This is a genomic window from Cellulomonas sp. GTC20042, from assembly GCF_055389595.1.
Genome location: NZ_AP043678.1, coordinates 372147 through 398483, shown reverse-complemented (window position 1 = coordinate 398483; position 26337 = coordinate 372147). Strand labels below are relative to the sequence as shown.

Genomic DNA, 26337 nt, shown 5'->3' with positions numbered 1-26337 from the left:
CGGTCCACGACCGTCGCCCCGGCGGTCGCCTCTGCAGGTCGAACCACGACCCGGTGGCGGCCCCGCGTGGGTACACCCCCGACGAGAGGTTCGTGCACCAGGTCCAGCCCGGGGCCAGTGCATGGTGATCGTCCTCTGCCGACCTCATCGCGGTCGGGAACCCAGCTCGCCGGTCGCCGACGCTTCACTCGTCTCCCGCCGGGAACTGCTCCGCGCCCCGCTCGGCGAGGGTGAGGAGGTCGTCCAGCGCGATCGGCGGGACGTCGCTGGTCGAGGTGAACCCGACCGTCAGCAGCCGTCCGTCATCCAACGGGATCAGCACGTACTCGCCCCACTCGTCGCCGTCGCGAGTCCTCCAGCCGGTCGCGCCGTCAGCGAGACCCTCCAACGGCTCGATCGTCTGCCCGTCATCCGGCCGCGCGGCCGCATCCTGCGCGCACAGGTCCGCCCGGCTGCTGATGAGCCGCGCCAGATCCTCGGCATCGATGGACTCGGCCCGCCGGTCCACGATCGTGGCCCCGACCGATCCATCGGGAAGGGCGAACCACGATCCGACGACTCCACCACGCAGATACATGCCCGGTCCGAGGCTCGTGCACCACGTCCACCCGGGGGCCGCAGCACGGTCGGTGTTCTGGGTAGCCGGGTGGACGTCCTGGAAGTCGTCCTCGTTCAGCAGGGTCGGTGATGCGGAGCACGCGGTCAGCACACCCAGCAGGATCGAGGCACCCAGGACTACCCGCCGTCGCTTCAGTTCCATTCGGTGAACGGGTCCCTGTACGCACTCAGCAGAGCGCTCTCGGTCGCCGTACCGATCATGGCGTCCGTCGCTCGCGCGTAATACCGCTGCAAGTCAGCGGCCGAGATGTCGTCCAGCGAGATCAGGCACCCAGCCGGTGCCCAGATGTCCGAGGCACCTGGCGGGATCTCGACGAGACCGGACTGAGCGAGCGCCAGGAAGGACGTGATCACCGATCGCTGCCGTCCGTCCATCGCTTCGCCCGTCTGCGCCACGCGTTCTGCTGCGGCATTGTTGCCGAACGACTCTGCGATCCGGTCGGCAGGGATCTCCTGGACCTTGCCCCACGCGTGGTCGACCACCTTCGCGCCGAGGTCGCCGACGACGTTCCCGAGCGCATCGGCACCGGGTACCGGCACGAGACCGATCGCCTCTGACACCAGCCCGGTGAACACCGCGACCTGCTGGTCACGGGAGACCGCGCCGGCGATCGAGATCTCGCTGACTGCGTGCTGCATGTAGCCATCGATCACGGTGCTCGTGTCGAGAAGGTTCTGGAGGGCGATCTGCTCGGCGGTCGTACGCTCGGTGCCCGGGTGCTGCTGCGCGAATTCCGAGAGCGCGGTCTGGCGGTACCCGGCGACACCTTCGGCGATCCGCGCCATGCCTTCTTCGCTACTGAGGCCGACGGCCAGCAGCCTGTCGAGGTCGACCGAGTCCAGGACCGGGTAGTTCTCCAGACGGGGCAGGTACGGCCCGTCAAGCGTGTCAAGACGTGCGCCGCCGTCGTATGTTCCTGCTCCACTGATGGCCGACTCGACCGCCGGCATGTAGTGCTTGAGCAGGTCACCGATCGGCTCCGACGCCGCCCCGGCGTGAGCGGCGGTGAACTCCGGGTTCTTGCTGATCCCGTCGAAGAACTCCGACACGAACATCCCCGTGTCGTGGCCCGACTGCGTGAGGTTCCCTGGATCGGTCCCGATGCCCAGTGCCGCCCGCGAGATCCCCTCGAACCCGTCCCGGCTCCAGTCCCGCTCAGTGAAGTACTGCGCGTACCGGCCCTCGTCCTCGGTGAAGAACTCCAGCCCCAACGCGGGGTGGTCGCCGAGCTGACCCATGGCGGCGGCCATCGGGTCCGGCAGCCGCACGGGCTGCGCGTCCTCGACGCCCAGGCCGGACAGCGGAGACCACAGCTCCGAGGTGTTGCGCCAGAGCTCGGCACGCTGCGGGTCATCGGTCTCGAACCTGTCGAGCTCCCAGACCACGCCCCGCACGAACCCCTCGCCGTACTCGCCGTCGCGCAACAGGTAGTCGAGCGCCGCGCACTCGCTCCCGGTCACGGAACCGCCGTACGCGCGCTGGTACGCGCCCATCGCCTCCCCGCCGGCGGTGGCGGTGGCGTACCGGACGAGGGAGGTGCCGAACCCCTCACCGTCGAAGTCATCGTCGAGGGTGGCGGCCTGGAGGCCCTCGCGCAGGGCGTCCGCGAGCTCGGTGAGCGCCGGGCGCTGAGCGGGGTCGTACAGGCGCTCGCTCAGCGCGCTGTAGGTGCCGAGCAGCCCGTCGGCACCGAGCCGGTCATACATCGGAGCCATCACCTCGGGATCAGCACCGAAGGCGTCGAGCAGCCGGTTGTACCGGGCCACGGCATCGGCATCGTCGAGATCCTCGGGGTGACGCGCCATCCGGTCGAGGTCGTCGCCGATCGACTCCCCCACGCTCGCCTTGACCGCGTCGGACACGTGATCGCCGAGGAACGCGTACTCCTCGGGGTGCGCGAGCAGGTGGGCAGCCTGCTCGGCGGGGCTCTTCTTCTGAAAGTCGAGCAGGGCCTGCTGCTGGGCCAGCGTGCCGACATCGTTGACATCGGTGGTAGCAGCGCGGTTGAGCACCGCGGCGAGCGCCTGGTCGGCAGCGTCGGCGTCACGCAGGGCGGTGTCGACCTGCTCGGAGACCTCGTTGCGGATCGTGTGGGCGTAGGCGAAGTCGGGATCGTCGTCGTACGTCTGCACGACGGTGACCTGGCCGGTGGCGTGGTCGACGGTGATGCCGTTGGCGGTCGCATAGCGCACCGCGCCGTCGAGCAGCCGCTGCGCCGAGGTGATCGCGGTGACCGCCTCGTCCAGCGCCTCGACGACGCCGACGGTCTCGGACACCTGGGTGGCGAGCTGCTCGGCGAGGGAGCGGTGCGTCCGGCGTGCCGGCTCTGCGTCGGCGAAGGACCAGGACCGGGGCGGGGCGCCGCCGTCGAGGTCGTCGTGCAGGCCGGTGAGCACGCGGCGGTGCCGGAGCACGTCCTCGGCGATCTCGGCGAGCCGGGTGGGCTGCCAGGACAGGAGCTGCGACGGGGAGACCATCAGACCGCTCGCATCGTGCCGCCGAGGCGCTGGGAGAACCTGTCCACGACCGCCTGGTCCGTGGTGGACCACGCGTCGGCGGTGGCGCGCATGCTCTGGGCGTGGCTGTCCGCGGAGGTGGACCACCCGGTGTAGGAGTCGGTCCAGGCGGTCGCCAGGCTGCTGCCGGCGCTGGCGCTGGCGCTGTCGGCGAGCGCCTCGGCGATCAGCCCGACCTCGTCCGGGATCTGGGCGCGCACGGTGCGCGCGACCTGCTCGACGGCGGTGGCGGCGCTGCGCACCGCTGCTGGATCGATGTCTCCCACGGTCTTCTCCCTCTGCTGTGACGCGGCAGTGCCGCTGTCGTGCCGCCGAGGGTAGGGGACCGAACAGACCCGTCAGGCGCGGACCTGCGCTTTTCGACATCGGCCCCCGCCACGCGTCCTGAGCCCGTGCGTAGGGGAAAACACTCAGGTCAGCACCACAGGATCGCCGCGCGCTGCTAGGCATGAGAACGGCTCTGGCAGCACCGGCCGGGAACAAGCGCGACAGGCAGCAGAGGGGCGGAGCATGGCAGCGGGCGTACGGATCGACGAGGACACCGTCGCGTTGAGCCTCGATCGGCTCATCCGGCTGCTCGACGAGGTCGAGCAGATGACGACGACGGTCAGCACCGCGCGGGAGCAGCAGACCGGGGCATGGCCGGAGATCGACTCGGTGCAGGCGTTCGTGCGCAGGTACCGCGAGTCTCTGCGCGTCACGGCCGACGACCTCGACGCCATCCGAGCGACCATCGGTCACCTCCACCAGGCGCTCGTGGACACCACCCGCTCGCTGAGGGACCTGGACGAGGACGTCAAGGACCGGCTCATGCGGCTCGCGAGCCGCCTCGCCGACGCCGAGCCCGCGCCGTCCGCCCCGGCCGCAGGCGCGGGCGGTCTGGGTGCGCAGCGGCCTTCGGGGCGCGTCTCCGTCTCGGCACCGAGGCGCGTGTGAGCCGCCGCGGAGGGCTGGTCGCGCCGGTGGCTGCGCTCGCCCTGGGCGCGGTGCTCGCGGCGACGGGCGCGGTGCCGGCTGCGGCCACGAGCGACCCGGACGGTCTCTGGTACTACGGCGCGGCGGAGCTGGACTCCGTGCATCGGACCTCGCGGGGCGCGGGGATCACGATCGCCATCCTCGACTCCCCGATCAATCCCGCGTTCCCCGACCTGGTCGGCGCCGACCTGCACGTGCACGAACCTTCCTTCTGCGCCGCGGAGGAGGGCGGTCCGGCGCTCCCCGCCACCAGCACCGGCGCCGAGGCCAACCACGGCACCGGGATCACTGCCCTGCTCATCGGAACCGGCGTCGGCGTCGACGGGCAGACCGGAATCCCCGGCGTCGCACCCGACGTCACCGTGAACTACTACGCCGTCGCCCGACCCCGCGACGACGGATCCGGGCTGATCGAGTGCCCCGCACCCGCTGATCGAGACGCCTCCGTCGGGAGGCCCGAGAACGGGGCCCTGCTCCAAGCCATCGCCGACGGAGCCGATGTCATCAGCTTTTCCACCAGCGGCCACTACCTCGCCCGGCACATCGCCGCCGCGCAACGTGCCGGCATCATCCTGGTCGCCTCCGCCGGCAATCGGGCCGGCCCGGTGAGCGGAGACCCCGCCGCGATGAACGGCGTCGTCGCCGTCGGTTCCCTGACGCCGGAGGTCACCCTCGGGGAGAGCTCCCCCTCGGGTGAGCAGCTCGGTGTCGTCGCGCCCGGTGTCGCGATGCGCGTGCCCAACCTCGCCTTCGACGGCTACATGACCGCGAGCGGCTCCTCGCTCGCCGCACCGTTCACCGCGGGCTCCCTCGCGCTGGCCTGGTCGCTGCATCCGGACGCCACCGCCGACCAGATGATCCAGGCCCTGTTCCGCACGACCGGCGGGACGACCCACCGGCTCGAGCGTGACGACTCCTGGGGCTACGGCATCGTGAACGCCGGCCAGCTCGTCCGCGTGTCCCCGGCGGCCTTCCCGGACGAGAACCCCATGCTCTTCGACGGCACGGACCGCATCCCGCTGGTCGCCGAGGTGCTCACGGCCGAGGCGACACCGTCGCCCACACCGACCGCGACCGCGGACCAGCCGACCGGAGCAGACGCGCAGGACGAGCAGGTCGACGAGAAGTCGAGCGCACCGATCGGCCTGATCACGGGCATCGCCGGGGGCGTCGCGCTCGCGCTCGTCCTCACCGTGGTGCTGCTCGGCCGACGCCGCCACCGCGCCACCACCGCCACCGCTCCACGAGAGGGACACGATGGGCACCCAGGCTGATCTGCTCGCCCGCGTCGAGGACCTGGACGACGCGACGCAGTACGACACGCAGCGCAGGCTCGACGGCGTGCGCTGCACGAGCGACACCACCCGGCAGTCCCTGGTCACGCTCGCCGGAGACCTCGGCATCCACGGCGCGTCTGCCGATGCGGCCCATGAGCGGTTCGCCGAGCTCACGTCGCGCGTGTCGGTGGTCGCCGAGCGCATCGCGCAGATCCGGGGCGCGGGCGCATCGGCGCTCACGGCCGTCCAGATCGCTCGCGACCGGTACGCCGACCTGCCGGAGACCGCGCTGACCCCGAGCGACCGGGCGACGATCCGGCAGCGCATCGCACCTGACCTGTTCGGTCGGACGCTGCCGGCCCTCGCCGTCGAGCTCCAGCTCGTGCAGCAGAAGGAGGCAGCCCGGGAGGCCGAGGCGACGACGGTGCTGCACGAGCTCAGCGCACGATTGGACGACGTCGTGCTGCCGGAGGCGGCCACCTACGACCCCGACGCGCCGAGCGGCACCGGGCGGCACCACCCCACCGGAGGCGTGCAGCGCGGCCTTCCCGCGGTCGCCGACGGCATCAGCCGTCTGCCGGGTGGTGCGGCGTCTGCGGGAGCGGGCGTCGCATACGCCGGAGGTGGCGCGTCGGCGACCGTCATCGGCGTCGGCGACCTCTCCGCGGGTGCGATCGAGGGCGGTGGGATCGGTACGGGATCGCCCACCGGCGGGATCGGCGGAGGCGGATCGCCCACCGGTGGGATCGGGAGCGGTGTGCCCACCAGCGGGATCGGTGGAGGCGCGCCCGTCGGCGGCGTCGGCGGATCGGGCTCCGGGTCCGGCACGAGCCCGGGGACGGTCGGCACTCTCGGTCACGGCGACGGCTCGTCCTCCGACGGCTCCACGGTCGGCACTCTCCCCGGTCACGGGGCGCCGGCCGGTGGCGGGGCATCGGTCGGCAGCGGCGGCTGGGGCGGTTCCACCGGGGGCGGCAGCACGTCCGGCGGCAGCACGCTGGGCGGGATCGGTGCGGGCGGGATCGCGAGCAGCCTGACGGTGGGCGCGACCGCCTGCCCGCGTCTTCCTCGCACACCGACGAGTTCGACGACGACGCCTGGTAGGAGGAGGGTGCACGCTCCGATCGCGGGACGCCCGGTCGGGTGGCTTGCCACACTGGTCCCCGACCACCCGCCCCGATCCCGGAGCCTGCATGCCCACGCTCGTCCGACCGTCCGTCCGCCGCGCCGTCGGCGCTGCCGCCGCCGCAATGATCCTGCTCGGCGGCGCCGTGGGTCCCGCCGCCGCCGAGCCGCCGGAGAACCTGCCCACACAGATCACCGACAGCGCCGGGGTGCTCTCCCTCTCCGGCGAACGCCGGGTGGTCGAGGCGCTGGACGCGCTGGAGGAGTCGACGCCGTACCAGCTGTTCGTGGTCTACGTGGACACCTTCGACGGGCTGAGCAACCAGGCGTGGGCGGCCCGCACCGCCGAGATGTCCGGTCTGGGTCGCGACGACATCCTGCTCGCCGTGGCGGTCGAGGACCGGCGCTACCAGGTGTCGGTGCAGGGCGACATCGCGCTCACCGACGCGCAGCTGTCCCGGGTGGAGCAGCAGGACATCGAGCCCGCGCTGCGTGACGGGGACTGGGCGGGGGCTGCGGTCGCCGCCGCCGAGGGCTACGACCGCGAGGTGAACCCGCCGGCCGGGGTGGGCGCGCGGATCGGGATCGGGCTGCTGGTCGTGGTGGTGCTCGGCGGCGCGGGCTGGGCGATCTGGGTGCTGGTGCGACGCCGGCGAGCGGTCACGGGTGCGGCGGCCGACCTGGATGCGCTGGACGACCGCTCGGCGCTGGCGCTGGTCGCGGCGGACGAGGCGGTGGCCGCCGCCGCGCAGGACCTCGGCTTCGCGGAGGCGCAGCTGGGGGCGGAGGCGGTGGCGCCCTTCGCGGCGGCGATCGAGCAGGCGCGGACCGCGCTGGCGGAGGCGTTCCGGTCGCGCCAGCTGCTGGACGACGACGAGCCGGACTCCGACTCCCGGCGCAGCAGCCTCGCGTACGCGGTGCTCGACGGCTGCGCGCGGGTGGACCAGGTGCTCGCCGCCCAGCGCGAGGCCCTGGGCGCGCTGCGGGACGCGCAGGCGCAGGTCCCCGCCGACCTGGCTGCGGTGCGGGCGACGGCGATCACCACGACCGAGCGGGCGGCGACCACCGGGACGACCTGGGCGCAGATCCGCACGCGGTACGCCCCGACGGCCATGGCGGACGTGCCCGAGGCGGTGGCCGACGCGAGCGCGGAGGCGGCCCGGGCGGTGGAGGAGGCCGACGCCGGGGCCGCGCTGCTCGGCACCGACCCGGCATCGGCCGCCCGCCACCTCCGCGAGGCCCGCACCGCTCTGGCCCGGGCGGCGGCGGTGCTGGACGACCTGGACCGGCGGGCCGAGGCGCTGACCACCGCGCCGGAGACGATCGTCGCGCTGGTCGCGGAGATCGACGCCGACCTGGTGGACGCCGACCGTCTGGGCACCGACCTCGTGCCGGTGCAGGACGCCGCCGCCACCGCCCGCCGGGCGCAGGAGCGCGCCCGCACCGACGAGGCCACCGGCGACCCGCTCGCCGTGCTGACCGCGCTGCGCGCGGCCGAGCAGGGGCTGGACCGGGTGCTGGACCCGCTGCGCGAGGACGAGACGGCCCGCGCGCACGCCGTCGAGCGCATCCCGCAGGTGCTGGCCACCGTGCAGATGTGGATCGCGCAGGCCGACAGCGCGATCGACCGCGACCGGCTGAGCATCGGCGCGACCACCCGCACCCGCCTGGCCGAGGCGCACCGGCTGCGCGTGCAGGGCGAGGTCGCCGCGAGCACCGACCCGGTGGCCGCCGTCCGCGACCTGCGCGCCGCCGCCGATCGCGCGGAGGAGGCCGTCCGCTCGGCAGCCGCCGACGTGTCCGCCGCGCGCCGCCGCGCCTCCGCCGCGCTGGCCGACTGGGGCGAGGAGCGCTCGACGTCGTGGTCCGACGACTCCGACCGGGGTCGCGGGTCGTCGCTGCGGTGGTCCTCCGGGGGATCCGGGCGGTCGTCGTCGCGGTCGTCCTCGTCGCGGTCCTCGTCGCGGTCGTCGTCCTCGTCGCGGTCCTCGGGCGAGCGGCGCGGGGGCGGCGGGCGGTTCTGAGCACAGGATCGCGCCTTGCTTCCACTTTCGGCGAAAGTGGAAGTAAGGTCGATCCATGGCGTCACTTCCGGTCCCCGTGCCCGCCCTCGGGTACGCGCAGCACGTCTGGCAGGCCGAGCCGGACGGGATGTCGTCGCGCGCGAGGGTCCGCGCAGCGAGCGGGGAGTACGCGTCGGCGCTGACCACCCCGATCGCCGATCTCGTGCTCGACCTGCCCGCCGACGTCACCGCCGACGCCGAGGAGGCGACCGCAGCGCTCGCCCGGTTCGACCTCTACGCCCGTGCGACGCTCGGCGCCGACTCGCCGGCCCTGGGCCCGATGGCCTCGGTGCTGCTGCGGACGGAGTCGACCTCCTCGTCGCAGATCGAGAACCTCACGGTCGGCGCACGCCAGCTCGCGCTCGCGGAGATCGACCAGACGACCTCGCAGAACGCCCGCACGGTCGTCGGCAACGTGCGAGCGATGGAGGCCGCGCTGCGTCTCGCCGACCGGCTGGACGTCGACGCGGTGCTCGCGATGCAGCGCGAGCTGCTCACCACCCAGCCAGGCCGGGACGAGCACGCCGGTGTGCTCCGCACCTCGCTGGTCTGGGTGGGCACCAGCGGGATCAGCCCGCGCGGGGCGTCCTTCGTGGCCCCGCAGGCCGAGCACGTCCCGGCCGCGATGGCCGATCTGGTGGCTTTCCTGCGCCGGGACGACCTGCCCGTGCTCGTGCAGGCGGCCGTGGCCCATGCGCAGTTCGAGACGATCCACCCGTTCGCCGACGGCAACGGCCGTACCGGTCGCGCACTGGTGCACGCGGTGCTCCGCTCCACGGGTGTGCTGACCAGCACCACCGCACCGGTGTCGGCGGGCCTGCTGCGGGACACCGAGGCGTACGTCCAGGCGCTGACCGACTACCGCGCGGGGGACGCGCGGCCGATCATCGAGCGCTTCGCCGAGGCCTCCCGTTTCGCCGCGTCCTCGGGCGCCGGTCTGGTGGACGACCTGGACGAGCAGATCACCCAGGCCCGCACGGTGCTGCGGGACGCCGGGGTGCGCTCGCACGCCACCGCTTACACCGTGCTCCCGCACCTGGTCGCGCACCCGGTGATCAACGCGGCGTTCCTCACCGACCACCTCGGGCTCGCGGACAACACCGCGCAGCGGGCGCTCGCGCAGCTCACGGAGGTCGGCGTGCTGACCGAACGCACCGGTGCTCGGCGCAACCGCGTCTGGCAGCACGCCGGGATCATCGACGTGCTCGACGGGTACGTGCAGGCGCTGCGACGCGCCTGAGGCCTCAGCCCTCCCCGCCCTCCGCGCGGAACCGCTCCGCGAGCGCCGTCCCCGCCGCCACGGCCGGGGCGATGTCCGGCTCCGGCACGTGCACCAGGCGCAGGCAGCCCCGGACCACGGCGTCGGCGTAGGCGGCGCGGGTGCCGTCGTCGCCCCACTGCCGCTGACCGATGATCCCCTCGACCAGCCCGAACACGAGCTCGAGGTCGGCGGGGGCGAGGGTGGCGGGGTCGACGCCCTGGCGACCGAGGACGGCGGCGGACAGCTCGCGGTAGTGCGAGCGCAGGGCGACCTGGCTCTCCCGGGTCTCGACGAACTCGGTCTCGGCGATGTCGAGCAGCCGGTAGACGACGTGCAGGTTCCACCGGTCGCGGAGCAGGCCGTCGAGGTCGTAGCGGACCAGCGCGGCGAGGGCGACGGCGGGGTCGAGGTCACCGGCGTCGCCGCCGCGCAGCCAGAGCGCGAGCTGGACGGAGGGGGCGACGGTGCCCTTGAGCAGGGAGCGCAGGATCTGGCTCTTGTCGGGGAAGTGGTAGTACAGCGAGGCCTGCTTGATGCCGACGGCGTCGGCGATCTGGCGGGTGGTGGTCTCGGTGTAGCCCTGGGAGCCGAACAGCTGCGCGGCGGCGGCGAGGATCTCCTCGCGGGTGCTCAGCGCGCTGTTCTTGCGGGGGGCCGAGCGCGGGCGACCCCGTCCGCGCGGGGCGGTGGCGGACTCCACGTCGACCTGCTCAGCCACGGCCATGCGTCCTCTCCGCGAGGGTGTCCTTGACGATCCGCCCATCCTGCACCACCAGGCGCACGCTGCGGGGGTCGGCGAGCGCGTCGATGCTGGTGAGCGGGTCGACGTCGGTGAGCACGAGGTCGGCGCGCAGCCCTGGGGCGACGGTGCCGACCTGGTCGGCGATCCCGAGCATGGTGGCGGCGGCGGAGGTGCCGGCGATGATCGCGGCGGCGGGGCTCAGGCCGTGCTCGACCAGCAGGGCGAGCTCGGTGAGGTTGGTGCCGTGCGGGGCGATGCCGGCGTCGGTGCCGAGCGCGACCGGCACCCCGGCGCTGATCGCGGCGTGCAGGCGCTCGCGGGCGGTGTCCTTGAGCGCGCGGCGCTTGGCGGCGACCCAGGGGGCGGTGCCCGCGGCGACCGGGCGGGTGAGGGTGGACAGCGTCGGCACGAGCCAGGTGCCGCGCTCGCCCATCAGGTCGATGGTGGCGTCGTCCACCAGGTAGCCGTGCTCGATGCTGCAGACCCCGGCGCGGACGGCGGCGGCGATCCCGGCGGCGCCCTGGGCGTGCGCGGCGACGCCGACCCCACCGTGCCGGTCCGCCTCGGCGACGACGGCGGTCAGCTCGGGCTGGGACAGGCCGCCGGACTCGGGGTGGCTGCGCGGGCTGCCCATCCCCCCGGTGGCGGCGACCTTGACCCAGTCCGCGCCCTGGCGCAGCACCTCGCGGGTGATCCGGACGAACTCGGCGGGCGAGTCGGCGACGGCGCCGGCGCCCGGGCCGGTGTCGAGCGCGACGCCCTCGATGGTGCGCCAGTCGCCGTGCCCGCCGGTGATGGACAGGATCCGGATCGCGATCTGGAGCCGGGGGCCGCGGACCATGCCCTGCTCGACGGCGTCGCGGAAGCCGGAGTCGGCCCCGGCGAGGTCGCGGACGGTCGTGACCCCGGCGTCCAGGGTGGCGGCGAGGTGCGGCACGGAGCGCAGAGTCAGCAGCGACTCGGGCGCGAGCACGGTGTCCAGGGTGTCGCCGCCGGGCTGGGTGCTGACGTGCACGTGGCAGTCGAGGAACCCGGGCAGCAGCGTGCGGCCGGATCCGTCGACCACGGTCAGCCGGGCGGGGTCGGGGTCGGCGGCGTCGACCAGGGTGCCGGTGGGGCCGAGATCGGCGATCAGCCCGTCCCGCACGAGCACGTCGGTGCCGGGCACGGGCGCGGCGCCGGTGCCGTCGATCAGGCGCACGTCGCGCAGCAGCAGGTCGGTCATGCGAGCCAGGCTAACGCATTACCTGTCACAGATAGATTTTACGTGGCGGCAACACGGGGCAACCCATCCGCAACGCCCTGCGGCTACTTTTCCGGTCACCGACAGGTAATGACGGTGCGCCGATCCACCCCGCACGCACCGCCCTGCACTCCCCCCACCAGCACCTCGGCGTCGCGGCCCCCTGCTCCGCGACGCCGTCCTGACGTACCCCTGACCGAGAGGCACCGAGCATGAGCCCGAGCACCGCCAGGTTCCGCCCCACCCGCGTCACCCGCCGCACCGCACGACGCTCCGCGGCCGCCGCGGCCGCCGTGGCCGGTCTGCTCGCCCTCACGGCGTGCGGCCAGTCCGGCACCGTCGCCGGCGCCGGTGGGGACGACGTCTTCACCGCCGTGATGCTCACCGGCTACACCACCCCGCCGGACCCGGACGTGAACTACGACGGCCCGGGCCTCAACATCATCGAGAACACCTACGAGGGCCTGGTCGCCTACCAGGACGGTGTCGAGACCCCGACGATCGTGCCGGAGCTCGCCGAGGAGTGGACCGTCTCCGACGACGGCCTCACCTACACCTTCACCCTGCGCGACGGCGTGACCTTCCACGACGGCACGGCCTTCACCTCCGAGGCGGTGGCCGCCTCCTTCGAGCGGCGCACCCAGGTGGACTCCGGCCCGGCGTACATGGTCGGCGACGTCGTCAACGTCGAGACCCCGGACGACCTCACGGCCGTCGTCACCCTGGCCGCGCCGAACTCGGCCTTCCTGGACTACCTGGCCTCGCCGTTCGGCGTGAAGATGATCAGCCCGACCGTGCTGACCGACGAGGCCGGTGACGACTTCGCGCAGACCTACCTGACCACGCACGACGCGGGCACCGGCCCCTACGAGCTGACCTCCGTCGAGACCGGCGAGCGCTACACGCTGGAGGCCTACGACGGCTACTGGGGCGACGCCCCGGAGATCACCTCGGTCGAGCTCCAGGTCGCCGAGAACGCCTCCTCGGCGCAGCTCCAGCTCGAGCGCGGGGAGATCGACGCGATCCTCGGCAACCTCAACAAGACCTCCTTCGAGTCCTTCGCGGACAGCGAGGACGTCACCACCAGCACCTTCGCCAACTTCACCACGCAGATGATCTACGTGAACCCCGCCTCGACCTGGCTGCCGACCGTCGACGCCCGCGAGGCGCTGTTCGCCGGGATCGACAAGGAGTCGGTGATCGACGAGGCGATGGGCTCGCTGGAGGTGCCGACCGACCAGCTGTTCCCGCAGGGCATGGTGGACGCCGGGATCGACGACCAGGGCATCACCTACGACGCCGACGCCTGGTCGGCGCTGAGCACCCCGGCCTCCGGCACCGTCCGGATCGCCTACGCCGGCAGCAGCGCGGACGGCAAGGCCGTCGCCGAGGAGCTGGGCTCGCGGCTGAGCACCGCGGGCATCCCCGCCGAGGCGGTCGCGTACTCCGCCGGCACGATCTACGGCATCGCCGACGAGGGTGCCGACGGCCCCGACCTGGCCGTGTTCTCGGTGTTCCCCGACGCCGGCCACCCGGACGCCTGGGCCAGCATCATCTACACCCCGGCCGGCGGCCTGGACCTGTTCGGCGCCGAGGTGCCCGGTCTGACCGACCTGCTCGACGCGGCCCGCGCCACCACCGACATCACCGCCTACGCGGCGGCCGCCGACGCGATCAACGCCACGCGGTACTGGTACTCGATCGGTTCGCTGAACACGACGCTGCTGACCACGCCCGACATCACCGGCACCGTCGAGGCGCAGAACGTCCTCGAGTACGACGTGCTGCACTTCGCGGCCCTCGGCCGCTCCTGATCGCGGCGCCCGGGGTGGGAGGTCGTCGACCCCTCGCCCGCCCGCCCCGGGCCCGCTCGATCCGTCCCCAGCCAGACCCCGGAGGGAAGCCCTCATGACCGCAACCCCCAGCACCGAGCCGGTGCTGCGCGTCGACGGCCTCGACGTCCGCCTCACCCGTGACGGCGAGACCGTCCACGCGGTACGCGGCGTGGACCTGACGGTCGCGCCGGGCGAGGTGCTCGGCCTGGTCGGCGGCTCGGGATCGGGCAAGAGCGTGCTCGGCCTGTCGGTGATGGGCCTGCTGCCCGCCTCCGCCCGCCCGCAGGTCTCCGGCGCGATCGACCTGGCCGGGGTGGACATGGTGCACGCCCCGGACGCCGAGCGCCGGGCCGCCCGCCGCCGGCACGTCGGCGCGGTGTTCCAGGACCCGATGACCTCGCTGGACCCGACCATGACGATCGGCCACCAGCTCGGCGAGGTCACCCGCGACCGCGCCCACGCGCTGTCCCTGCTGGAGGACGTGGGCATCCCCCGCGCCGCCGACCGGCTCAAGGCCTACCCGCACCAGCTGTCCGGCGGCCTGCGCCAGCGCGTGATGATCGCGCTCGCGGTGGCCCGCCGCCCCTCGCTGATCCTGGCCGACGAGCCCACCACCGCCCTCGACGTGACCGTGCAGGCGCAGATCCTCGACCTGCTGCTCACGCTGCGCGAGGACATCGGCTGCTCGATCGTCTTCGTCACCCACGACCTCGGCGTGGCCGCGCAGGTCTGCGACCGGATCGCGGTGATGCAGCACGGGCAGATCGTGGAGTCCGCCGACGTGGACGAGGTGTTCGGCAACCCGACCCACCCCTACACGAAGAACCTGCTGCGCTCGCGGATCGACCTGAGCACCCCGCGCGACCGCCCGCTCGCGGCGATGCCGGTGACGGCCGCCCCGGCCGCGGCCCCCACGACCGCGCCCGCGACCGCCGCGCCGGACGACGTGGCCGTCGGTGCCGACGGGGTGCTCGACCTCGCACCCGGCGCCCCCACCCCCGACCTGCCCGAGGTGTGGCCGCCGGTGGTGCTGCGCGACGGCGCCGCGGTGACCGTGCGCGACGTGCACCGGGTGTTCCGCTCCGGTCCGCCGTGGAAGCGTCGCGAGCTGCCCGCGCTGCGCGGCGTCGACCTGGCGGTGCGCGCCGGCGAGGCCGTGGCCCTGGTCGGCGAGAGCGGCTGCGGCAAGTCGACCCTGCTGCGCGTGGTGGCCGGGCTGGAGACGACCACCTCCGGCGAGGTGTCCGTCGCCGAGGGCGCGAGCCCGCAGATGGTGTTCCAGGACGCCGGCGCCTCGCTCACCCCGTGGCTGCGGGTCGGGTCGATGCTGGACGAGCGGCTGCGCGCCCACGTGACCGGCATGTCCCGCGCCGAGCGCCGCGAGCGCGTGCTCGACGCCCTGCGCACCGTGGGCCTGCCGCCGGAGACCGCGCGGGCCCGTGGCGACCAGCTGTCCGGCGGGCAGCGGCAGCGGGTGGCGCTGTCCCGCGCCGTGATCGTGCCGCCGACGGTGCTGCTCTGCGACGAGCCGACCAGCGCCCTGGACGTGTCCCTGGCCGCCACCGTTCTCAACCTGATCGGTCGGCTCCGCCGCGAGCTCGGCATGTCGGTGCTGTTCGTCACGCACGACCTGGCCGCCGCGCGGATCGTCGCCGACCGGATCGCGGTGATGCGCGAGGGCCGGATCGTCGAGGTCGGGCCCACCGACCAGATCTGCGAGCGCCCGCAGCACGAGTACACCCGCACCCTGCTCGGCGCGATCCCCGGGCCGCAGCACCGCCGCACCGCCACGACGGGAGCCCTGTGATGAGCGCCGCGACCCTCACCGCCCCCGCCGACACCGGCACCGGCCGCGCGGCCCGCCGCTGGGCGCGCGTCACCGCCGTCCGGCACCGCGCCCTCGGCGTCGACCTGGTGGCGATCGGCGTGCTGGTGCTGATCGTGCTGGCCGCGCTGGCCGCCCCGGTGCTGGCGCCGCACTCCCCGATCCTGCGCAGCGGCGACGCGTTCCTGCCGCCGCTGAGCCCGGACCACCTGCTCGGCACGGACGCCCTCGGCTACGACATCCTGAGCCGGCTGCTCTACGGCATGCGGTCCAGCCTGGTCGCCGCCGCCGTGGTGATCGCCTCCGGGGTGCTGATCGGCGGGCTGGTCGGCCTGCTGGCCGGTGCGCTGCCCGGCTGGGTGGACGCGCTGCTGATGCGCACCACCGACCTGTTCCTCGCCCTGCCCGGCCTGGTGATCGCGATGGCGGTCGCCGCGGCGCTCGGCGCGTCCTTCACCTCGGCGCTGATCGGCGTCGCGGTGGTCTGGTGGCCGCTGTACGCGCGGCTGGTGCGCGGCGAGGTCCGCGCGTGGGCCGCCCGCCCGCACCTGGAGGCCGCCCGCCTGGCGGGCACCCCGTGGGGACGCCGGGTCACCCGTCACCTGCTGCCCGGGGTGCGCTCCACGATCGTGGTCGCGGCCAGCCTGGACGTCGGCGGCCTGGTGGTCGCGCTGTCCGGCCTGTCGTTCATCGGCCTGTCCTCGCCGGCGCCCGCCCCCGAGCTCGGTGCGATGGCCGCGCAGGGCATGGCCTACCTGCTCCAGGCGTGGTGGGTGCCGATCTTCCCGGGCCTGGCGGTGCTGGTGATCGCCCTGGCCGCCAACCTCGCCGGCGACGGCGTCCGCGACCTGATGCGCGGCCGCTGATGACCCGCCGCCCCGACCCCACCCTCGTCCGACCGGAGGCCCGCGCATGGTGATGTTCCTGGTCAAGCGGATCGCCGCCACCCTCGGCGTGCTGCTCGCGCTCACCATGGCGCTGTTCGGCCTGCAAGAGGTCAGCGGGGTCGACCCGGCCAAGGCCTACGTCGGCGCGAACGCCTCCGCCGACGCGGTGGCCGCCGCCCGCGAGCGCCTCGGCCTGGACGAGCCGCTGGTGCAGCGCTACCTCACCTACCTGAACGGGCTGCTGCACGGCGACCTGCAGAACTCGCTGCGCAGCCGGACCCCCGTGGCCGACAACCTCGCGCAGGTGCTGCCGGCCAGCCTGGAGCTCGCCGCCTGGGTGCTCGGCATCGCGCTGGTGCTGGGCGTCGCCTTCGCCTACCTGACCACGATCCACTGGCGCGGGGCGGGCGTCGTCCGCGTGGTGCTGCTCAGCGGCGCGGCCGCTCCGACCTTCCTGCTCGGGATGGTCACGCTGCTGATCTTCTACGGCAACCTCGGCTGGCTGCCCTCCGGCGGACGCACCGGGCTGCGGGACGCCCCCGCCGGGCCCACCGGGTTCCTGGTGCTGGACGGGCTGCTCGCCGGACGGTTCGACGTGGCGGGCGACGCACTCACCCACCTGGCGCTGCCGGCGATCTGCGCGGCGATCTCCCCCGCGGTGGCGATCGGCCGGGTGCTGGTGGACGGGCTCAAGGCCAACATGAGCGCCGACCACGCCCGCACCGCCCGCGCCGCCGGCATGAGCGAGCGGCAGATCCTCGTGCGGCACGCCGTGCGCAACTCCCTCGGCCCGACGCTGTCGATGGTCGGCATCCAGGCCGGGATGCTGCTCGCCGGCCTGGTGGTGGTCGAGAAGATCTTCGACTGGCCTGGCGTCGGCTCCTACCTGGACAAGTCCGTCGCCGCCTCCGACTTCCCCGCCATCGCGGGCGTCGCCCTGCTGCTCGGCGTCGTCTACGTCCTGCTCAACACCGTCGTCGACTGCCTCCAGGCCGCCGCCGACCGCCGGATCGCCCTGTCCTGAGATCCCGGCTCCACCAGCACCACCTGTGCGCTACCTGTGCACCACCCGGAAGGAACTCCCCATGAACGTCACCGGCAACGCCGTGCTCATCGTCGTCGACATCCAGGGCGGCGACGTCGAGCGCGCCGAGTCCCGCACCGAGATCCCCTACATGCCCGGCCGCACCGAGCGGGCCCCGCGGGTGCGCGCGCTGATCGCCAAGTTCCGGGAGCAGGGCGTGCCGGTGGTGTGGATCCAGGAGGTGCACAAGCCCTCGATGATCGACATCGGCCGCGAGCTGGACGGCGCCGAGGGGCCGCACTGCCTGGAGGGCTGGCCGGAGACCGAGCTCGCGCAGGGCCTGGAGCCGCGCCCCGAGGAGTTCCTGATCCGCAAGCGCCGCTACTCGGCGTTCTTCGGCACCGAGCTGGAGATCGTGCTCAAGGCGTACAAGGCCGAGACGGTGATCCTGATCGGCGGCCTCACCGACGTCTGCATCCACTACACCGCCGTGGACGCGCACCAGCACGACTACCGGGTGCGGGTCGTCACCGACGCGGTCGGCGGTTCCACGCAGGAGGCGCACGACGCGGCGCTGCGGGCGATCGACTACCTCCAGCGCGACGCGCTGGTCACCGCGGACGAGGTGCAGGCCTGGCTGGCCGACGCCCCCGCCAACCCCGAGGTGGCGCGCGCCGAGCTGGCCGCCGCCCAGGCGATCTGAGGAGGACCGATGAGCAGCATCTCCACCGCCTCCCCGCTGGGGGCGCGTGACCACGCACGGGCTCAGGGCGGCACCGTGGTCGACACCATGCCCACGGTGCCCGCCGCCGGGGCCGAGGGCTGGCCCGCCGACGTCGCCCCCGCCGACCGGCTGCACGCCGAGACCGTCGCGGGCGGCAACTACACCACCGTCGTGCTCGAGCGCGGCGCGGTGATCGAGCTGACCGACCTCGCCGGCGACGCCTGCGCGCACCTGGTGCTGACCAACGCCGCGCAGGTGGACGAGCGGCTGAACGTGGCCGACACCGTGAAGATCCAGTGGCAGGCCTACCTCGGAGCGGGCGCCATGCTGCTGTCCGACCGGGGCCGGGTGCTCGCCACGATCGTCGAGGACACCTCCGGCCGACACGACACCTTCTGCGGCACCTCCTCCAAGGCCGCCAACGAGGCCCGCTACGGCGACGGCTCCCCGCAGGGCGGCACCCCCGCCGGGCGCGAGCTGCTGGTGCTCGCGGCGCTGAAGAACGGCCTGGAGCCGCGTGACGTGCCGCCGAGCGTGTCCTTCTTCCAGGGCGTGCGGATCGCCGAGGACGGGACGACCGAGTTCACCGGGTCCGCCGGTGCGGGGGCGCGGGTCCGGCTGCGGCTGGAGCTGCCCTGCGTCGTGCTGCTCGCCAACGTGCCGCACCCCGTGGACCCCCGCGCCGAGTACGTGAGCACGCCGGTGCAGGTCCGCGCCTGGCGCGGCGCCCCCACCGACCTCGACGCCCCGGAGGCGACCGTCGGCCCCGAGGCCGCCCGGGCCTTCGCCAACACCATCGACTACGCCCGCGCGAGGGGACTGTGACCATGACCGAGACGCTGCCCCCGACCTCCCCCGCCCCCTCGGCGGACGCCCTGCCCGCCCGGCTCGCCGGTGCCGCCGTCGTGCTGGACCAGGTGGTGCCGCGCCGCTCGCCGTGGTCCGCGGTGGTCCGCGCCGGCCAGGAGCTGACGATCGTGGACCTCGAGGGCAACCAGGCCGTCGACTGCCTGGTCTACGACGCCCACGACACCGCGATCCGCTACTCGGCCGCCGACACGATCGCGGCTCAGCGCAACGTCTACCTGGTGACCGGCTCCGTGCTGCGCGCCGGCACCGGCGACGCCCTGATGACCCTGGTGCACGACGAGGTCGGCCGGCACGACACCATCGGCGGGGCGTGCTCCAAGGAGTCCAACTCGCTGCGCTACGGCCACCACACCGTGCACCAGCACGCCTGCGTGGAGAACTTCCTCGCCGAGGGCGCCCGCTGGGGCCTGGGCAAGCGCGACCTGGTCAGCAACATCAACTGGTACATGAACGTGCCGGTGGAGGCGGACGGCGCGCTCGGGATCGTGGACGGCATCTCCTCCCCCGGTCTGACGCTGACCCTGCGCGCCGAGCGTGACGTGCTGGTGCTGGTGTCGAACTGCCCGCAGATCAACAACCCGTGCAACGGCTTCGACCCGACGCCGGTGCGGATGATCGTGACGGAGCCGGCGTGAGCACTGCCGTCGAGCGCGCCTACGCCCGCATCGCGCAGGTCGACCGGCCGGAGGTGTGGATCCACCTGCGGCCACGGGCCGATGTCGAGGCCGACGTGCGCGTGCAGGCGGACCGGGCGGCGGCGGGCGAGGACCTGCCGCTGCTCGGCCGCCTGGTCGCGGTCAAGGACAACATCGACGTCGCCGGCCTGCCCACCACCGCGGGCTGCCCCGGCGCCGCGTGGACCCCGGCCGACGACGCCACCGCGGTCGCCCGGCTGCGCGCCGCCGGCGCCGTCGTGCTCGGCAAGACCAACCTCGACCAGTTCGCCACCGGCCTGGTCGGCACCCGCAGCCCCTCCGGGCCGGTGCGCTCCGCCGACCACCTCGACCGGATCTCCGGCGGCTCCTCCTCCGGCTCCGCGGTGGCCGTGGCGCTCGGGATCGTGGACCTCGCCCTCGGCACCGACACGGCCGGGTCCGGCCGCGTGCCGGCGGCGCTGAACGGGATCGTCGGCGTGAAGCCCACCCCCGGCCTGATCCCCACCACCGGCGTGCTGCCCGCCTGCCGCTCGCTGGACTGCGTCAGCGTCTTCGCCCGCGACCTGCCGCTGGCCGCCCGCGCCGTCGCGCTGATGTCCGGCCCCGACGGGGTGGACGCCCTGGCCCGCCCGGTGCCCGCCACCGCGCCGCTGGCCGCCGTCGAGCACCCCGTGCTCGCCGTGCCCCGCGCCGCGGACCTCGCCGCGCTCGACCCGCTGTGGCGGGAGACCTTCGACCGGCAGGTCGCCGGGCTGGTCGCCGCCGGGTGGACGATCCGGACGATCGACCTGACCCCGTTCCTCGACGCCGCGCGCCTGCTCTACGACGGCGCCTTCGTGGCCGAGCGCTACGCCGCCGTCGGCGCCCTGGTCGAGTCCGCGCCCGCCGGCCTGGACCCCGTCGTCGCCGGGATCATCACCGCCGCCCGCGACCTGCCCGCGCACCGCTACGCCGCCGACCTGGTCACCCTGGCCGAGCACCGCGCCGCCGCCGAGGCCGCCCTGGGCGACGCCGACGCGCTGCTGCTGCCGACCACCACCCACCACCCCACGCTCGCCGAGGTCGCCGCCGCGCCGGTGGCCGTGAACTCGCGGCTGGGGACGTTCACCAACTTCTGCAACCTGTTCGGCTACGCCGCCGTCGCGGTGCCCGTCGACTCCGGGGTGCCCGGTGAGCGCGTCGGCGTGACCGTGCTGACCCGCGGGTTCGCCGACGCGGCGGCGCTGGACGTCGCGGGGCGGGTGCTCGCCGTGGCGGGGCCGGGGGCGTGGTCGGCGCTGGACGGCGTGCCTGCGCCGACCCCCGCCCGCGCGGGCGCCGAGGCCGCCACCGCGCTGGCCGCGGACGCCGAGCGCGCCGTGGACCTGCTCGTGGTCGGCGCGCACCTGTCCGGACTGCCGCTGCACGACCGCCTCCGCCGGCACGGCGCCCTGCCGCTCGGCGAGGTCCGCACCGCGCCCGGCTACACGCTCTCGGCGCTGGGCGACCCGCTGGACCGCCCCGGGATGGTCCGCGCCGCCGGCGCCTCGACGCAGGTCACCGGGGAGCTGTGGCGGCTGCCCCGGCCCGCGCTGGCCGACCTGCTCGCCGAGAGCCGTCCCCCGCTGGGACTGGGCTGGGTCGACCTCGCCGACGGGCGCACCGTGCTCGGCTACCTGGCCGAGGACGCCGCCGTGCGCGACCTGGCGCCGATCGTCTCGGGCTCGTGGCGCGACCGCGCGGGCTCGGGGCGCGGCCGCGCGGTGACCGCGTGAGCGCGGCGCCCGGCGACGCGAGGACCAGCGGCGCGGCGGGGGTCGCGGTCGCCGGGTCGTCGGAGGCCACCGCCCCGACCCCCGGCGCTCCGGTCGCCCGCCCCCGCCTGTGGCCGCTCGCCACCGGCACCTTCGCGATCGGCTTCGGCTCCTACGTGATGGCCGGCCTGGTGCCCAGCGTCTCCGCCGACCTCGACGTGCCGGTCACCCAGGTCGGCACCCTGGTCAGCGTCTACGGCTTCACCTACGCGATCAGCACCCCGCTGCTCACCCTGCTCGTGCGCCGGGTCCCGCGCCGCGTGCTCATGTGCCTGGCGCTCGGCCTGTTCGCGCTCACCGCCGCCGCCACCGCCCTCGCCACCACGTACACCTCGGTCGCCGTGCTGCGCGGGCTGTCCGCGGTCGCCGCCGGTGGCTTCACCCCCACCGCCACCGTCCTCGCCGCGAGGCTGGCACCCCCCGGCGGTCGCGGTCGCGCCGTCGCCACCGTGTTCGGCGGGCTCACCACCGCCACCGTGCTCGGCGCCCCGGCGGGCAACCTGCTCGGCCCCGTGCTCGGCTACCGCGGGGTCTACGCCCTGGTGGCCGTGCTGGCCGCCGTCGCGCTGGTCAGCGTGCTCGTGCTGGTCCGCTCCCCCGGGCCGGTCGCGTCCGCCCCGGAACCGGCCCGCGACCCGGGCGCCCGCACCGCACGCGCCGCCGTCCCCGTCCTGGTCGTGATCACCCTGGTCGTCTCCATGCTCGAGACCACCGCCGCGCTCATGGTGCAGACCTACTCCTCACCGATGCTGACCTCGCTGGCCGGCCTCACCGGCACCCTGCTCAGCGCCGTCCTGCTCGCCTACGGCGTCGCCGGAGTGGTCGGCAACGTCGTCGGGGGCCGCGTCGCCGACCGCTTCGGCGCCGCCCGCAGCATCGTCCTCGCGCTCGGCACCTCCACCCTGGCGCTGCTCCTGCTCACCCCCGCCACCGCCACCCCCGGCACGGCGCTCGCCGTGTTCGCGCTCTGGGGCTTCGCCGCCTGGGCCATGAACTCGCCGCTGCAGAACCTGCTGCTCACCCTGTCCGGCCGGCACGGCCAGCTCGTCGTCGCCCTCAACTCCTCGGTGATCTCGCTCGGCACCGGCCTCGGCGCGCTCGCCGGCGGATGGGTGCTCGCCGGGCCGGGGTACGGGTGGCTCGGCGTCGCTGCCGCGGGCGTGATGCTGGTGGCGGTGGTGCTGGTCGCGCTGCTCGGGCGGCGGCGCGAGGTGGCGGAGATCTAGCCGGCCTCGTCCACCGACCCGATCGCCGCGTCCGCGCGCTGCGCCACCAGGCGGGCGACCGGCTCGACGTCGATCACCTCGGACTGCACCGTCGGCAGCGCCTCCTTCACGCGCACGGCGACGTCGCGGATGGTCTGCGCGACGCGGTCGGCGGGCAGACCCCAGCCGGACGCCTCCCGCAGCAGGTGCTGACCGGACAGGTACCGCAGCCGGGACTGCCCGTCGAGCGTGTGCCCGAAGGCCTGGAACCTCGGGTCCAGCAGGTAGACGGGTGCGACGTCGTAGAGCGGGGACATCGTGAACGTCGCCTGCTCGTCGATCGTGAGCGAGTAGTTCTTCGAATGCGCGTCCCCGTTCCCCACGATCAGGTTGAACGTGACCTGTGCGAGCAGGTCGGCCACCAGGCCCGCGGGATCGCGGGCCTCCGCACCGGCTTCGTGCGCGATCCGGCGCAGCCGCGTGTCGGACGCGCTCGACTCGTACTTGTCTCGCGCGGCCACCCCCAGCGCCTGCGCGAAGTCCTCCTGGTGGACACGTCGGCCGTCATGACGGTCGAACCGCTCGACGACGAGTGCGAGCCTGCCGTCGAAGTCGACGAGCTCGGCTCGCGCCGAGGGGAGCCCGGCCTGGCGCGCCAGCCTCAGCGCCCACTCCTCCCACCGGACCAGGTCGGCCGGACCCGCGTCGGTGACCGGCTCCGGCTTGACGAGGTGCGTGGACATCGCCCCGTCCGCCGGCCACGCCCACCCGTTCGCGGTGCGCGCCAGCAGCACCTTCGACTGCACGCCTCCCAGCGAGGCGCTCACCACCTGCCCGTGCGGCGGGTCGAGCGTCGGCAGGGCGGAGACGATCTCGTCGACCTCGGTCGCCGAGAGGCCCACCAGCGTGCCCGGTCCCGGTGGCGTCTCCGCTGCGGTGAGCTGGACCGCCCCGGCGCACTCCTGGCCGATCTGGGACAGCAGTGCGAACGCGTCGCCCGGCCGGATGTGGTGCTCCCGCTCGAGCGCGCCGCGCGCCGGCCCCTCGGGCAGCAGGTTGTCCAGGAACCGTTCCAGCACGTCGCCCTGCACGCGGCGCTCCGTCAACGGGAGCGCGAGCGACAGCGGTCGCGCGCCGATGCCGTAGGCGTCCAGCGCTGCCGGGTCGTAGCGCAGGCGCAGCCGTCCGTTCCGGAGCCGTTCGACCTCGCCGAGGTGCTCGCCGCGGAGCCAGAGATGCAGCACGGAGGTCACGACGACACCGAGACCTTCGCACCCCGCGGAACCGCGACGAGCTCGTAGCCGCAGGCCGCCAGCGCGTCGAGCACGGTGTCGACACTCGTCGAGAGCCCGCGTTCCATCCGGGAGATCGTCGGACGGGACGCGCCGATCGCGCGCCCGAGCTCCTCCTGGGTGAGGTGGTGGGAGCCCCGCGCCCCGGCGATCGCGCTGGCCAGCCCGTCCAGGCTGCGCGCGCGGTAGTAGCGCTGAATCACAGGTGATTCATTCGACACGTCGCTCATGGATGAATCATGCATGATTCATCCCGCACATGCCATCGAATGAATCAGATCTGATCCTCACCCCACCGGCAGCCGCCACCGCTCCGGGTGCTCCGGCTCCCGCCCCAGCACCCGCACCCGGAACTGCCGCACCACCCACGCGACGCCGATGATCAGCGCCGACCCGACGACGCAGCACATGTCAGACCTCCGGCACCAGCCGCACGCGGGTCCGCCCGGGCAGGTCGACCGTGACCCGCGCGGCCCCGTCGGCGTCCGCGACCACCCGCTCGTCCACGCCGCCGTCCACCCGGTAGGACACCCCGGGCCGGAGCTGCGTCACGCCGAGGGTGCTGCGCAGCCCGCCGGCCCGGCCCGGGTCGAGAGTGAGCGACAGGTCGGCGCCGTCGCTGACGGCGCGGGCGACCAGCACGTCCGGGTACACCACGTCGTCCAGCAGCGGCCCGTGCCGCCAGGGCTCGGGCATGCCGACCTGCACCAGGTCGTGCAGGCCGTGGGGGCGGATGCCGGAGGCCATGAGCACGGTGGCGTGCGCGCCGACGGACCGGCCGTCGAAGTGCCCGACGCCGTCCTCGACCACCAGGGGGTGCACGTCCTGCAGCTTGGCGAGCAGCGCGTCGGCGACCTCGTGGTCACCGACCTCGCGGGCGGCGGCGGAGATCATCGCGTACGAGGTGAACCGGGACGGCTTGTAGTTGCCGAAGTCGATCAGGTCCCACAGCGCGAGGTCGACCTCGATGCCGTCGTCGCCGAACCGGACGGCGCGGTCGCGGGCGATGGCCCAGGTGCGGGCGGCGAGATCGGGGAAGACCGCGCTCATGTACAGCGAGACCATCGCGGCGGGCATCGTGGAGTTCATCGGGGTCACGCCGAGGCCGAGGTAGGTGTGCCGCAGCGCGACCACCTTGCCGTCGGCGGTGACGAACTCGTCCTCCAGCCGGCGCCGGTAGTCGTCGACCACGCGGGACCAGTAGTCGGTGCCGTGCATCCGGTCGTGGGCGATCAGCCCGATCGCGCCGAAGTTGTTGCACATCGGGTACGTCCAGCCCGGCTCGCACGGCCACAGGGTGAACGCGGAGGCGGTGAAGTTGTCGTAGAGGTTGTCGCACAGGCCGGCGTAGTCGTAGACGTACTGCTTGCCGCGCGGGTGACGCAGGGTGACGCCGCCCGGCTCGGAGAAGGTGCCGACGCCGCTGGCCGACTCGAGCATGCCGAGCATCCCGGCGTACCAGCCGGTCCACATGATGTTGTTGTTGACCGCGACCGGGTTCGGGTCCTGGTGCAGCCGGCCCCAGAGGTTCTCCACCCGCCAGTAGCCCCACACGTGGTGGTCCTGCATCTTGAGCCCGAACCGGCGCTGGCCCTCGGCGACGTAGCCGCGGAACGCCGGGGTGTGCGCGTAGGCGGACACGGACAGCGCGTAGGACGACAGGCAGGTCTGGTAGCGGGGCGCGCCCTCGCGGAACTGGTCGAGCTTGTCGTAGCCGTCGAAGGTCTCGACGGGCTGGAGCGCGCGGTCGAGCACGAACCGCTGGAGCGCGAGCGTCTCGGGCGTCATCTCCTCGACCACCGGCAGCCCGCCCTCGTCGACCACGGTGACGGCGGTGGTGGGACGGACCCGGTCGAGCATGGCGTTGACCTGCGGGCGTCGGGCGACCGCGGCGGCGTGGTCCCGGGCGACGAGCAGCCAGATCACCAGCAGCGTCACCACGGCGAGCGCCGGGACCAGCACCCGTGCGCCGTCCCACATCACCATGTGGTGCCCGCCGGTGCCCATCAGGGTGGCGAAGCCCGCCATCAGCACGACGACCACCGGCACGCCGACCAGGTTCCCGGTGCCGACCCAGGACAGGTATGCGATCACGGTGAGCAGCACCGAGAGCAAGAACAGCAGCAGGTGCACGATCGTGGTCCCCGCCCCGCCGCCGAGGTGCGCGAGGAACCCGCCGCCGGGCAGCGTCAGCCCGAGCACGAAGGTCTGCGCCCGCCCGTCGAGCAGCCACGCGGCCACGGTGGTGGCGGCCAGCCACACCAGCACCCAGGCGACGAGCCGACGGGTGGAGCGACGGGTGACCGGGCCGGTGGATCCCCGGTCGGTGGGCAGCGGCGGGAGCGGGAGCGGTTCGGTGACGTACCCGAAGGTGCTGGTGGTGCCGGTCGGTGCGGACATCGCGG

22 protein-coding genes are annotated in these 26337 nt (G+C 74.0%); 13 read left to right on the top strand and 9 right to left on the bottom strand.

Features of this window, described 5'->3' with window-relative positions:
* Positions 1 to 184 precede the first annotated feature (184 nt).
* The 3 genes from ACZ5HG_RS01835 to ACZ5HG_RS01825 are packed head-to-tail and all read right to left on the bottom strand — an operon-like array spanning position 185 to position 3401.
* Entirely contained in the window at positions 185 to 760 is a 576-nt protein-coding gene (locus ACZ5HG_RS01835) for a hypothetical protein (RefSeq protein WP_464180088.1), read from the bottom strand.
* On the bottom strand, positions 751 to 3096 hold the full coding sequence (locus ACZ5HG_RS01830; RefSeq protein ID WP_464180087.1) for a hypothetical protein: 2346 nt from the start codon (positions 3094 to 3096) through the stop codon (positions 751 to 753). The genes ACZ5HG_RS01835 and ACZ5HG_RS01830 overlap by 10 nt, the downstream gene beginning before the upstream one ends.
* The gene (locus ACZ5HG_RS01825; RefSeq protein ID WP_464180086.1) at positions 3096 to 3401 is read right to left on the bottom strand and encodes a hypothetical protein; all 306 of its coding nucleotides are present in this window, start codon (positions 3399 to 3401) and stop codon (positions 3096 to 3098) included. The genes ACZ5HG_RS01830 and ACZ5HG_RS01825 overlap by 1 nt, the downstream gene beginning before the upstream one ends.
* Positions 3402 to 3645: 244 nt before the next feature.
* Here ACZ5HG_RS01825 and ACZ5HG_RS01820 point away from each other — a divergent pair, with 244 nt between their 5' ends.
* The 4 genes from ACZ5HG_RS01820 to ACZ5HG_RS01805 all read left to right on the top strand — a co-directional run bounded on the left by ACZ5HG_RS01820 (position 3646) and on the right by ACZ5HG_RS01805 (position 9815).
* On the top strand, positions 3646 to 4071 hold the full coding sequence (locus ACZ5HG_RS01820) for a hypothetical protein (protein WP_464180085.1): 426 nt from the start codon (positions 3646 to 3648) through the stop codon (positions 4069 to 4071).
* On the top strand, positions 4068 to 5384 hold the full coding sequence (locus ACZ5HG_RS01815) for a S8 family peptidase (RefSeq protein ID WP_464180084.1): 1317 nt from the start codon (positions 4068 to 4070) through the stop codon (positions 5382 to 5384). The genes ACZ5HG_RS01820 and ACZ5HG_RS01815 overlap by 4 nt, the downstream gene beginning before the upstream one ends.
* A 1196-nt stretch (positions 5385 to 6580) precedes the next feature.
* The gene (locus ACZ5HG_RS01810) at positions 6581 to 8536 is read left to right on the top strand and encodes a TPM domain-containing protein (protein ID WP_464180083.1); all 1956 of its coding nucleotides are present in this window, start codon (positions 6581 to 6583) and stop codon (positions 8534 to 8536) included.
* A 55-nt stretch (positions 8537 to 8591) separates the two neighbouring features.
* The gene (locus ACZ5HG_RS01805) at positions 8592 to 9815 is read left to right on the top strand and encodes a Fic family protein (protein ID WP_464180082.1); all 1224 of its coding nucleotides are present in this window, start codon (positions 8592 to 8594) and stop codon (positions 9813 to 9815) included.
* A 4-nt stretch (positions 9816 to 9819) separates the two neighbouring features.
* On the opposite strand, the gene ACZ5HG_RS01800 is transcribed toward ACZ5HG_RS01805, so the two are convergent.
* Together ACZ5HG_RS01800 and ACZ5HG_RS01795 are read right to left on the bottom strand one after the other, a co-directional pair.
* Entirely contained in the window at positions 9820 to 10554 is a 735-nt protein-coding gene (locus tag ACZ5HG_RS01800) for a TetR/AcrR family transcriptional regulator (RefSeq protein ID WP_464180081.1), read from the bottom strand.
* Positions 10547 to 11803 carry a metal-dependent hydrolase family protein gene (locus ACZ5HG_RS01795; RefSeq protein ID WP_464180080.1) on the bottom strand — a complete coding sequence of 419 codons (1257 nt, stop codon included), beginning with the start codon at positions 11801 to 11803 and terminating at the stop codon, positions 10547 to 10549. The genes ACZ5HG_RS01800 and ACZ5HG_RS01795 overlap by 8 nt, the downstream gene beginning before the upstream one ends.
* Before the next feature lie 230 nt (positions 11804 to 12033).
* Between ACZ5HG_RS01795 and ACZ5HG_RS01790 the strand changes: the two genes are divergently transcribed.
* The 9 genes from ACZ5HG_RS01790 (at position 12034) to ACZ5HG_RS01750 (ending at position 22661) form a co-directional block, all read left to right on the top strand.
* On the top strand, positions 12034 to 13635 hold the full coding sequence (locus ACZ5HG_RS01790) for an ABC transporter substrate-binding protein (protein ID WP_464180079.1): 1602 nt from the start codon (positions 12034 to 12036) through the stop codon (positions 13633 to 13635).
* A 94-nt stretch (positions 13636 to 13729) separates the two neighbouring features.
* Positions 13730 to 15463: an ATP-binding cassette domain-containing protein gene (locus tag ACZ5HG_RS01785; RefSeq protein ID WP_464180078.1), complete on the top strand. Its 1734-nt coding sequence runs from the start codon at positions 13730 to 13732 to the stop codon at positions 15461 to 15463.
* Positions 15463 to 16347, top strand: coding sequence for an ABC transporter permease (locus tag ACZ5HG_RS01780; RefSeq protein WP_464180077.1), 885 nt, complete (start codon positions 15463 to 15465; stop codon positions 16345 to 16347). Before ACZ5HG_RS01785 ends, ACZ5HG_RS01780 begins: the two co-directional genes overlap by 1 nt.
* 46 nt (positions 16348 to 16393) lie before the next feature.
* Positions 16394 to 17392 carry an ABC transporter permease gene (locus tag ACZ5HG_RS01775; RefSeq protein WP_464180076.1) on the top strand — a complete coding sequence of 333 codons (999 nt, stop codon included), beginning with the start codon at positions 16394 to 16396 and terminating at the stop codon, positions 17390 to 17392.
* A gap of 61 nt (positions 17393 to 17453) precedes the next feature.
* Entirely contained in the window at positions 17454 to 18095 is a 642-nt protein-coding gene (locus ACZ5HG_RS01770; RefSeq protein WP_464180074.1) for a cysteine hydrolase family protein, read from the top strand.
* 9 nt (positions 18096 to 18104) lie between these two features.
* The gene (locus ACZ5HG_RS01765) at positions 18105 to 18941 is read left to right on the top strand and encodes an urea amidolyase associated protein UAAP1 (RefSeq protein ID WP_464180072.1); all 837 of its coding nucleotides are present in this window, start codon (positions 18105 to 18107) and stop codon (positions 18939 to 18941) included.
* Between the two features lie 2 nt (positions 18942 to 18943).
* Complete coding sequence (locus ACZ5HG_RS01760; protein WP_464180070.1) at positions 18944 to 19621, top strand: urea amidolyase associated protein UAAP2; 678 nt, start codon at positions 18944 to 18946, stop codon at positions 19619 to 19621.
* Positions 19618 to 21396, top strand: coding sequence for an allophanate hydrolase (gene atzF, locus ACZ5HG_RS01755; RefSeq protein WP_464180068.1), 1779 nt, complete (start codon positions 19618 to 19620; stop codon positions 21394 to 21396). The genes ACZ5HG_RS01760 and atzF overlap by 4 nt, the downstream gene beginning before the upstream one ends.
* On the top strand, positions 21393 to 22661 hold the full coding sequence (locus ACZ5HG_RS01750) for an MFS transporter (protein ID WP_464180066.1): 1269 nt from the start codon (positions 21393 to 21395) through the stop codon (positions 22659 to 22661). Before atzF ends, ACZ5HG_RS01750 begins: the two co-directional genes overlap by 4 nt.
* Here the strand turns inward: ACZ5HG_RS01750 and ACZ5HG_RS01745 are convergent.
* Genes ACZ5HG_RS01745 through ACZ5HG_RS01730 form a run of 4 tightly spaced genes read right to left on the bottom strand, consistent with a single transcriptional unit; the run spans position 22658 to position 26332 of the window.
* Positions 22658 to 23893: a type II toxin-antitoxin system HipA family toxin gene (locus tag ACZ5HG_RS01745; protein ID WP_464180064.1), complete on the bottom strand. Its 1236-nt coding sequence runs from the start codon at positions 23891 to 23893 to the stop codon at positions 22658 to 22660. The two genes, ACZ5HG_RS01750 and ACZ5HG_RS01745, sit on opposite strands and share 4 nt — an antisense overlap.
* On the bottom strand, positions 23890 to 24162 hold the full coding sequence (locus tag ACZ5HG_RS01740) for a helix-turn-helix transcriptional regulator (protein ID WP_464180062.1): 273 nt from the start codon (positions 24160 to 24162) through the stop codon (positions 23890 to 23892). Before ACZ5HG_RS01740 ends, ACZ5HG_RS01745 begins: the two co-directional genes overlap by 4 nt.
* Positions 24163 to 24219: 57 nt before the next feature.
* Complete coding sequence (locus ACZ5HG_RS01735) at positions 24220 to 24342, bottom strand: hypothetical protein (protein ID WP_464180060.1); 123 nt, start codon at positions 24340 to 24342, stop codon at positions 24220 to 24222.
* Position 24343: 1 nt separating this feature from the next.
* On the bottom strand, positions 24344 to 26332 hold the full coding sequence (locus ACZ5HG_RS01730) for a linalool dehydratase/isomerase domain-containing protein (protein ID WP_464180058.1): 1989 nt from the start codon (positions 26330 to 26332) through the stop codon (positions 24344 to 24346).
* Between the last annotated feature and the right edge of the window lie 5 nt (positions 26333 to 26337).